This is a genomic window from Actinoplanes sp. NPDC051633, assembly GCF_040681735.1.
In the GTDB taxonomy this organism is placed as follows: domain Bacteria; phylum Actinomycetota; class Actinomycetes; order Mycobacteriales; family Micromonosporaceae; genus Actinoplanes.
This window is the reverse complement of the sequence record NZ_JBFAZH010000357.1, coordinates 1-6670: the sequence shown is the minus strand read 5'-3', so window position 1 is coordinate 6670 and position 6670 is coordinate 1. Positions and strand designations below refer to the sequence as shown.

Genomic DNA, 6670 nt, shown 5'->3' with positions numbered 1-6670 from the left:
GATGTGGCGGCACGTGGGGGGTGTTTCGGGCTCATTAAATACACGGGGGGGGGGCCCCCGCCACTGGGACCCGCCCACGAGGAGCGGAAGGCTCAGATCACTTGAGGGTGACCTTGGCGCCCTCGCCCTCGAGCTTGGCCTTGGCCTCCTCGGCCTTCTCCTTGTTGACGCCCTCGAGGATCGCCTTGGGGGCGGCCTCGACGGTGTCCTTGGCCTCCTTGAGGCCCAGGCCGGTCAGCTCACGCACGACCTTGATGACCTGGATCTTCTTGCCGCCGTCGGCCTCGAGGACGACGTCGAACGAGTCCTTCTCGGCCTCGGCCTCGGGAGCAGCGGCACCCGGGGCGGCGGCCGCGACGGCGACCGGCGCGGCGGCGGTGACCTCGAAGACCTCCTCGAACTGCTTCACGAACTCCGACAGCTCGATCAGCGTCATCTCCTTGAACGCGTCGAGCAGCTCGTCGGTGCTGAGCTTCGCCATGGTGGCAACCTTTCGTTGTTACTAAAAGTGAGTGTGAATTACTCCGCCGAAGCGGAACCGTCCTGCTGTTCGCGCTTCTCCTGCAGAGCGGCCGCAAGGCGCGCGACCTGGGACAACGGCGCCTGGAACAGGCCCGCCGCCTTGGTCAGGTTGCCCTTCATGGCGCCGGCCAGCTTGGCCAGCAGCACCTCGCGGGACTCGAGGTCGGCGATCCGGCTGACCTCGTCGGCCGAGATGGCCCTGCCCTCGAAGACACCGCCCTTGATGATCAGGACGGGGTGGGCCTTGGCGAAAGCCCGCAGGCTCTTGGCCGCCTCGACCGGGTCGCCGCTGACGAAGGCGAGCGCGGTAGGACCGGTGAACAGCTCGTCGAGGCCCTCGATGCCCGCGTCGGTGGCCGCACGCTTCGCGAGCGTGTTCTTCGACACGGAGTACTTGGTCTGGTTGCCCAGCGACCGCCGCAGCTCGGTGAGCTCCGCGACGGTGAGGCCGCGGTACTCGGTCAACACGGTGGCCGACGAGTTGCGGAACTTGTCCGTGAGCTCGGCGACGGCAGTGGCCTTGTCGGCCCGGACCGGCTTGTCCGCCATGTCCCTCCTCTCAATGCTCTCGACCGCAGGCGGGCCGCCGAACATGAGAAACGCCCCGGGCGCAAGGCTCACGGGGCGGGACACGGGCGAACGCTGACGCGGGCCCGATGATCACGATCCGTTCTCCCCTGCGCGGGCCGCCCGCATGTGCGGGACCTTGAGCCGCGGCGTCCGTCGTGAGACATCGGCTGCGGCGACCAGCGGTCTGTGGGTGGAACTTCAGCCTCGAAGAGTACGCGCCATCTCCGTCCCCACCAAATCGCCCGTCCCACCCTGCCCGCGACCACCGCGACGGCCGGGCCCGCTGCCGCGCCCCCGGCCGGGGCGAAAGTGGTAGCCCACCCACCTGTCCCAGGGCAGAACGCGTGGCTGACCTACCAGTTTCAGGCTCGGCGGCGGCGTAGCCAGGCGTAGCCGACCAGGACGAGCAACGACCAGCACAGGGCCCAGCCGGTGAGCAGGCCGAGGCGGGCCGCGTCGGGGAGGGTGTCGCCGTTCAGCGCGCGGGCGGTGGCCAGGACCGGCGGGACCAGCCAGGGCGCGATCGAGCCCTTCAGCCCGAGCACGATGTAGAGCACCGCGCCGGTGACCAGCACCATGACGCCTATGCCGATCGAACGGGTCACCGCGCGGCTGGCCAGCGCCCCGAGGGCCACCGCGGCGACGAGCGCCAGCAGGTGTGCGAGCGCGCCGGCCGCGAGGCCGCCCGCCAGGGACGAGAACGAGATCGCCCCGATCGCGATGGGCACGATCATCGCCAGCACGCACACCACGAGGCCGCCGAGGACGGCGGCGAGGATGCCGGCGACCCCCTCGGCGCGGGCGCCGACCGAGATGCGGGCGAGCCGGCGCTGCACGTCCGGCTCGGTGTCCAGGACGAGCTTGGAGCTCCAGGCGAGGATCGGGAACAGCACCGTCGCCGAGTAGCCGTAGGCGGAGGCCGCCGGGGAGGTTCCGCCGCCGTGCAGGACGGCCAGCACGGCGAGCACGGCGACGGCGGGGGCGATCACCCGGCCGCTGACGAGGAAGCCGGTCAGGCGCATTCGGATCAGCGGGATCACTCGGCCGCCTTCCCAGCGCGTACCCCGAGGACACGGTGACCGGCCGCCCTCAGCTCGGCCATCACCCGGTCGGCGTCCGCCCGGCGGGCGGCGACCTCCACGACGACGTCGTCCGCGGCCTGCGCCTCCTCGGTCGTGAGCCGCCCGTCGGTGACCATCCACTTGATCGCGCCGGGCAGGCCGGCCACCTCGCCGCGGTGGTCGCTGACCAGCACCGCTCCCCCGGCGTCGGTGACCTCGGCGACGATCTGCGGGATCAGGGTGCGGGTCTGCGCATCCAGTCCCTCCCACAGCTCGTCCAGGATGAGCAAGCCGGGCGGGACCAGCAGGGCCTGGGCCAGCCCGACCTTCTGCGCCGTGCCCTTGGAGAGAGCGTTGAGACGGGTGTCGCGGTGCTCCTGCAGGCCGAGCCGCTCGATCCAGCGGTCGACCCCGGCGCCGCCCCGGATCGCGGCCATGTGACGCAGATACTGCTCCGCGGTGAACGGCTGCTCGGCGGGGAACCGCTCGGGCACCCAGCCGATCACCGCCGGCCGATCGCTCACGCGGCCCCGCACCGGCCGGAGTACACCGGCCGCGAGCTGCAGCAACGTGGACTTGCCAGCGCCGTTGCGGCCGAGCACCACGACCGTGTCGCCGGGGCGGACCGTCGCGTCCACCTCGCTGAGCGCCCAACGGCTGCCGCGGGCGTACCGGAACCACACCTGGTCGAAACGCACGGCCGGAACTGTGCCACACACGACAAAGCCCCGGGAATGATCCCGGGGCTGTGTCAGAACTGGCTTCAGTCGTCCGAGCCGTGCACGTCCTTGACGATCTTGGTGTCGACCTGGATACCGGGGCCCATGGTCGTGCTCAGCGTGATCTTCCGCAGGTACGTGCCCTTGGACGCCGACGGCTTGGACCGCAGCACCTCGTCGAGCACGGCGGCGTAGTTGTCGACCAGCTGAGCGGGCGAGAACGACGTCTTGCCGATGATCAGGTGCAGGTTGGAGTGCTTGTCCACCCGGAAGGTGATCTTGCCGCCCTTGATCTCGTTGACGGCCTTGGTCACGTCCATGGTGACCGTGCCGGTCTTCGGGTTCGGCATCAGGCCACGGGGGCCCAGGATGCGGGCGATGCGACCGATCTTGGCCATCTGGTCCGGCGTCGCGATCGCGGCGTCGAAGTCCAGCCAGCCACCCTGGATCCGGGCCACGAGCTCGTCGGTGCCGACCTCGTCGGCGCCGGCCGCGACGGCCTCCTCGGCCTTCGCGCCCTGGGCGAACACGATCACCCGGGCGGTCTTGCCCGTGCCGTGCGGCAGGTTGACCGTGCCGCGGACCATCTGATCGGCCTTGCGCGGGTCGACACCCAGGCGCATGGCGACCTCGACGGTGGCGTCGAACTTGGTCGGGCTGGTGTCCTTCGCCAGGGCGATGGCCTCGGCGGGCTCGTACAGCTTGTCGTGGTCGATCTTCTCGACCGCCTTGCGGTAACCCTTGCTGCGCTGCATTTCTTCTCTTACTCCTGTGGTTGATGGCGGGACCGCGCCCTTCGCGGCCCCTCCCACGACGTGCTGGTCAGATCTTGGCGACCTGGTTGAAGTTCAACTCAACCGGCGTCTCACGGCCGAAGATGGAGACCAAAACCTTCAACTTTTGCTGGTCGGCATTTATTTCACTGATCGACGCCGGCAGCGAGGCGAATGCGCCGTCGGTGACCGTGACCGAGTCGCCGACCTCGAAGTCGAGCACCTTGATCTCGGGCTTCGCCTTCTTCTCCTCCGCCTCGACAGCGGGGGCCAGCCACTTGAGCACCTCGTCCAGCGAGAGCGGGGCCGGGCGGTCGACGCGGTCGGTGGCGCCCACGAAGCCGGTCACACCCGGTGTGTTGCGCACACACGAGTACGACTCCGGCGTCAGATCCATCCGCACCAGGATGTAGCCGGGGAAGACCTTGTTCTGCACCTGGAGGCGCTTGCCGTTCTTGACCTCGACCTCTTCGCGGGTCGGGACCTCGACCTGAAAGATGAAGTCCTCCATATCGAGGCTCGTGATGCGGGTCTCGAGGTTGGTCTTCACCTTGTTCTCGTACCCGGCGTACGAATGCACCACGTACCAGTCGCCCGGCGCGTAACGCAGCTTCTGCCGCAGCTCGGCGACCGGGTCGAAGTCTTCCTCCACCTCCGCGGCCGGCGCCTCGGCCGGCTCGGAAGCAGGCTCGGAAACAGGCTCGGAGGCGAGCTCGGCCTCGGCGGGCTCGGTCTCGGCAGGGCTGCCGGCGGCCTCCGACTCGTCGGTCGCCGCCGTGGCCACCGCGGACTGCTCGTCCGTGGTCTCGGCGGTCTCGTCGTCGTACTCAGGCACGCTCGCTCACTTCCATCAATTGCAGTACTAGTTGCCGAACGCGAACAGGATGCCCTTGGCGAACACGAAGTCCAGTCCGGCCACGAGCGCGGTCATCACCGTCACGAACACGATCACGACACCCGTGTACGTCAACAGCTCCTTGCGGGTCGGCCAGATGACCTTACGCAGCTCGCTGACGACCTCGCGGAAAAAACCGCCGATGCGGCCGAAGAAGCCGCCACGACGGACGTCCTTCCTGGTCGCCGGGCTGTCCGAGTTCGCCGTCCGCTCCCGCACCGCAGTGCCGCCGCGGGAGACCGGCTCCTCCTCGACCTCGTCGTCCTCCACCTCGTCGACCAGGTCGTCGCGCGCCTCGTCCTCGGGGCGGTCGCCGGCCGGGTCGTCGCCGGGTCGCTTCCTCTCGGCCACTTCGCCCTACTTCCGTCAGTCGATGGGAAATGTCGTCGTCTGTGTGTCGGCCGCTCGGCTCCGCCACTGGCCGGGGCGCTGACGGGGGTTCTCGCAGGGGTGACAGGACTTGAACCTGCAGCCTGCGGTTTTGGAGACCGCTGCTCTGCCAATTGAGCTACACCCCTGTGCGGGTCCTGCCCTCATAAGCACATGAGAGAGCAGGGGTCAGTTACCCCACGGCGCACCAGTGTACGGGTACGCCACTCGGTTTCCCAACCCGCCCCTACCTCTTACGGATCGTGGCCTGCGCGAGCTTGAGGACCGTCTCGCCGCCGCAGGTGGCGGTGATCGCGATCGTGGTGCGGCCGTCCTCACCGACCTCCTTGACCCGCCCGGTGAAGGTGACCTCGGTGCCCTCGTCGGTGTCCGGCACGGGCACCGGCCGGCTGAACCGGACGCTGAAATCCTCGACCGCGTCGGCAGCGCCGGCCCAGGCGGTCACCGCGCGCCCGGCCAGGGCCATGGTGAACATGCCGTGGGCGATCACGCCGGGCAGGCCCACCTTGGTGGCCAGCCGGTCGCTCCAGTGGATGACGTTGAAGTCGCCGGAGGCGCCGCAGTACCGGACCAGGTCGGCCCGGGTGATCCGGAACGTCTGGGGCTCGAACTCCTCGCTCACTGCTCCGCTCCTCGCTGCACGAGCTTGGACCACGCGGTCACCACGACCTCGCCGGACTCGGTGCTGACCTCGGTGCGGGTGGTCATGAAGTCGTGCCCGCCGCGCTGGGTGATGTCCTCGACCGTGTTCGTGCAGACCAGCACGTCACCGGCGACCACCGGCCGGGAGTAGGAGAACCGCTGATCGCCGTGCACCACGCGGGTGTAGTCGATGCCGAGCTCCGGATCGTTGATGATCTGCCTGCTGGCGGCCATGGTCATCACGGTCGGGAAGGTCGGCGGCGCGACCACGTCCGGATAGCCTGCGGCCCGGGCGGCCTCGGGATCGTGGTGCAGCGGGTCGTCGGCGCCGATCGCCGTGGCGAACTCGCGGATCTTCTCGCGGCCGACGACATACGGCTGGGTGGGCGGCCAGCTCCGGCCGACGAAGGAGGGGTCCAAGGGCATACCTGAAGAAACTACTCTGCGGCGGCCCCGATGGGGACCGCCGCAGGCTAGCAACGTTAGATTTAGGTCTGCCCGGTCAGCGGGTCTCGCGGTGCAGGGTGTGCTTGCCGTCCCGCGGGCAGAACTTCTTCAGCTGAAGCCGGTCGGGGTTGTTCCGACGGTTCTTCTTCGTGATGTAGTTCCGCTCCTTGCACTCCGTGCATGCCAAAGTGATCTTCGGACGGACGTCGGTCGACTTTGCCACGGCGGGGTGCCTTCCTACCACGAGTTCTCTTGACGACGTACCAGCGTAGACGCCGGAGTCGCGGACATGCAAAACGGGCGCTTTCTCAGCGCCCACATAGTGCAGTAGCGGTGGCCGGACTTGAACCGGCGACACAGCGATTATGAGCCGCTTGCTCTGCCATCTGAGCTACACCGCCGTGCCAGGGCCATTACCTATCAGCTCTCGCCCGGTGAGAGCCCCCTTACGGAATCGAACCGTAGACCTTCTCCTTACCATGGAGACGCTCTGCCGACTGAGCTAAGGGGGCGCGTGCGATCTCTCGCGTGATGCGCAGAGGTAAGAGTACACGGCGTCCAACCCGGGGTGAAATCGGATACCCGATTAGGTGTTGTCGCAGGTCGCCGCCGGTGAATTGCGTGGCTTCCGGACACCTGCGGGGTTTGCAG

At 68.5% G+C, this 6670-nt stretch carries 10 protein-coding genes and 3 tRNA genes; all 13 read right to left on the bottom strand.

The window, feature by feature from the left end; translation table 11 throughout:
• Positions 1–97 precede the first annotated feature (97 nt).
• The 13 genes from rplL to AB0M20_RS20350 all read right to left on the bottom strand — a co-directional run bounded on the left by rplL (position 98) and on the right by AB0M20_RS20350 (position 6531).
• Positions 98–481 (bottom strand): 50S ribosomal protein L7/L12, encoded by a 384-nt coding sequence (rplL, locus tag AB0M20_RS20410; protein WP_364300298.1) that lies wholly within the window; start codon positions 479–481, stop codon positions 98–100.
• A 38-nt stretch (positions 482–519) separates the two neighbouring features.
• Positions 520–1071, bottom strand: coding sequence for a 50S ribosomal protein L10 (gene rplJ, locus AB0M20_RS20405; RefSeq protein WP_364300296.1), 552 nt, complete (start codon positions 1069–1071; stop codon positions 520–522).
• A 383-nt stretch (positions 1072–1454) separates the two neighbouring features.
• The gene (locus AB0M20_RS20400; protein ID WP_364300294.1) at positions 1455–2132 is read right to left on the bottom strand and encodes a hypothetical protein; all 678 of its coding nucleotides are present in this window, start codon (positions 2130–2132) and stop codon (positions 1455–1457) included.
• Positions 2129–2851, bottom strand: coding sequence for an ABC transporter ATP-binding protein (locus AB0M20_RS20395; protein WP_364300292.1), 723 nt, complete (start codon positions 2849–2851; stop codon positions 2129–2131). The genes AB0M20_RS20400 and AB0M20_RS20395 overlap by 4 nt, the downstream gene beginning before the upstream one ends.
• A 65-nt stretch (positions 2852–2916) precedes the next feature.
• Positions 2917–3627 carry a 50S ribosomal protein L1 gene (rplA, locus tag AB0M20_RS20390; RefSeq protein ID WP_364300289.1) on the bottom strand — a complete coding sequence of 237 codons (711 nt, stop codon included), beginning with the start codon at positions 3625–3627 and terminating at the stop codon, positions 2917–2919.
• 67 nt (positions 3628–3694) lie between these two features.
• The gene (gene nusG / locus AB0M20_RS20385; RefSeq protein ID WP_364300287.1) at positions 3695–4480 is read right to left on the bottom strand and encodes a transcription termination/antitermination protein NusG; all 786 of its coding nucleotides are present in this window, start codon (positions 4478–4480) and stop codon (positions 3695–3697) included.
• 27 nt (positions 4481–4507) lie between these two features.
• Entirely contained in the window at positions 4508–4891 is a 384-nt protein-coding gene (secE, locus tag AB0M20_RS20380; protein WP_364300285.1) for a preprotein translocase subunit SecE, read from the bottom strand.
• 94 nt (positions 4892–4985) lie between these two features.
• Positions 4986–5058: transfer RNA gene (locus tag AB0M20_RS20375), tRNA-Trp, on the bottom strand.
• 98 nt (positions 5059–5156) lie between these two features.
• The gene (locus AB0M20_RS20370) at positions 5157–5552 is read right to left on the bottom strand and encodes a MaoC/PaaZ C-terminal domain-containing protein (protein WP_364300283.1); all 396 of its coding nucleotides are present in this window, start codon (positions 5550–5552) and stop codon (positions 5157–5159) included.
• On the bottom strand, positions 5549–5998 hold the full coding sequence (locus tag AB0M20_RS20365) for a MaoC family dehydratase N-terminal domain-containing protein (RefSeq protein ID WP_364300281.1): 450 nt from the start codon (positions 5996–5998) through the stop codon (positions 5549–5551). Before AB0M20_RS20365 ends, AB0M20_RS20370 begins: the two co-directional genes overlap by 4 nt.
• A gap of 76 nt (positions 5999–6074) precedes the next feature.
• Positions 6075–6242 carry a 50S ribosomal protein L33 gene (gene rpmG / locus AB0M20_RS20360; RefSeq protein ID WP_364300279.1) on the bottom strand — a complete coding sequence of 56 codons (168 nt, stop codon included), beginning with the start codon at positions 6240–6242 and terminating at the stop codon, positions 6075–6077.
• 105 nt (positions 6243–6347) lie between these two features.
• Positions 6348–6420: transfer RNA gene (locus AB0M20_RS20355), tRNA-Met, on the bottom strand.
• Positions 6421–6458: 38 nt separating this feature from the next.
• Positions 6459–6531, bottom strand: a tRNA-Thr gene (locus AB0M20_RS20350).
• Positions 6532–6670 lie beyond the last annotated feature (139 nt).

Bases quoted from the DNA above. Each gene is read 5' to 3' on its own strand.
- rplJ (WP_364300296.1), bottom strand. From the start codon at position 1,071: ATGGCGGACAAGCCGGTCCGGGCCGACAAGGCCACTGCCGTCGCCGAG.
- AB0M20_RS20365 (WP_364300281.1), bottom strand. From the start codon at position 5,998: ATGCCCTTGGACCCCTCCTTCGTCGGCCGGAGCTGGCCGCCCACCCAG.
- rplL (WP_364300298.1), bottom strand. From the start codon at position 481: ATGGCGAAGCTCAGCACCGACGAGCTGCTCGACGCGTTCAAGGAGATG.
- rplA (WP_364300289.1), bottom strand. From the start codon at position 3,627: ATGCAGCGCAGCAAGGGTTACCGCAAGGCGGTCGAGAAGATCGACCAC.